Raw genomic sequence first — 1,793 nt, forward strand, 5'->3', positions numbered from 1 at the left:
ATCGTCGGCCATCTGCCGCACGAGGAGCCTCAGCGGCTCGTCAGTGAGCCGCCCCGGCGCCACCAGCCTCTGCCAGAGCAGCGTGGTGACGTTGTCAAAGGCGCCCTTCTCCGCCAGCGCGATCATCTGCTCGCGCGGCACGTTGGTCTCCGGAGTCGCAGGCTTGGCGCTGGTATCGAGCAATGCGAGCCGCGTGACCCGCTCCGGCGCCTGGCGCAGAACCTCCAAGGCGACATAGCCCCCCATCGAGAGTCCGCAGAGTGCGAAGCGGGCCGGCGCCGCGGCCAAAAGGCGCCCGGCAATGGCCGAAAGCGTATCGTCGCGGCTGTGATCGGCAACCAGGATGGGCCGGCCATCGGCCAGCGCTGGCCACTGCGGAGCATAGAGCGCAGCGGTGCAACTGAGCCCGGGAACGAGAACAAGCGGCTCCTTCATGAGGCTAAAGCAGTCCTTTCAAGGCTAGATGATTGACTTTGCCGCGTTTTCTTTGCATTCCACACCAGTCCGAAGGCGCGCAGGAAGTGTTGTCGCGCCAACGCGGTGGTTGAGCAGGTCATCCCACCGCGTTTCACCGACCCTGAAGAAGCGCCATACGCGATGTCATTTGCCGAACTCGGCTTGAGCGAAAAGGTTCTGACGGCCGTCACGGCCGCGGGCTATAGCACGCCGACCCCCATCCAGGCCCAGGCCATTCCACATGTACTCGCCCGCAAGGACGTTCTGGGCATTGCCCAGACCGGCACGGGCAAGACGGCAGCATTCACGCTGCCGATGCTGACCATCCTTGAAACCGGGCGCGCCCGGGCCCGGATGCCTCGCACGCTGATCCTGGAGCCGACGCGCGAGCTCGCGGCGCAGGTGGAGGAGAACTTCACCCGCTACGGGGTCAACCAGAAGCTTTCGGTCGCACTATTGATCGGTGGCGTTTCCTTCGGCGACCAGGACGCCAAGATCACCCGCGGCGTCGACGTGCTGATCGCGACGCCAGGCCGCCTGCTCGACCATGTCGAGCGTGGCAAGCTCCTGCTCACGGGCGTCGAACTCCTCGTCATCGACGAGGCGGATCGGATGCTCGACATGGGCTTCATTCCCGACATCGAACGCATCTGCAAGCTCGTTCCGTTCACCCGGCAGACACTGTTCTTCACGGCGACCATGCCGCCGGAGATCACCCGGATCTCCGAGCAGTTCCTGCATAATCCGGTCCGCGTCGAGGTTTCGCGCCCGGCGACGGCCGCTGCGACGATCACCCAGCGCCTGATCGCGTCCAACTCCCAGGATTTCGAGAAGCGCGAGACGCTGCGCCGCCTCATCAAGGGCGCTGCGGACCTGCAGAACGCGATCGTCTTCTGCAACCGCAAGCGCGACGTCGCGACGCTGCACAAGTCCCTCCTGCGGCACGGCTTCCCGGCGGTCGCCCTGCACGGGGACATGGATCAGTACGCCCGCATGGCCGCACTGGAGTCGTTCCGCACCGGCGAGAATCCGATCCTCGTCGCCTCCGACGTCGCCGCGCGCGGCCTCGACATTCCCGCCGTCAGCCACGTCTTCAACTTCGATGTGCCGACGCATGCCGAGGATTACGTCCATCGGATCGGCCGCACCGGTCGCGCCGGGCGCCTGGGCACCGCTTTCACCATCGTGACGCGCCATGACGACAAGCTCGTTTCCGCGGTCGAGAAGCTGACGGGCCAGACCATCGCCTACGAAGGCCCCGGCCTCGATGCCCTGCCTCCCGGCGAGGCGCGCGAGGATCGCAAGGGACGCCGGGACGACAAGCGCGGCCGTGGACG

At 66.2% G+C, this 1,793-nt stretch carries 2 protein-coding genes; one reads left to right on the forward strand and one right to left on the reverse strand.

The genetic code is table 11. The features are described 5' to 3' along the window. Positions 1-435 (reverse strand): alpha/beta fold hydrolase (locus ACIPIA_RS15490; RefSeq protein WP_400510839.1); only part of this gene is annotated, 435 nt, incomplete at its 3' end. 162 nt (positions 436-597) lie between these two features. Between ACIPIA_RS15490 and ACIPIA_RS15495 the strand changes: the two genes are divergently transcribed. Next, a partial coding sequence (locus tag ACIPIA_RS15495) for a DEAD/DEAH box helicase (protein ID WP_400510841.1) occupies positions 598-1,793 on the forward strand: 1,196 nt, incomplete at its 3' end.

The organism is Allobosea sp. CER48 (assembly GCF_044752385.1).
Classification (GTDB): Bacteria; Pseudomonadota; Alphaproteobacteria; order Rhizobiales; family Beijerinckiaceae; genus Allobosea.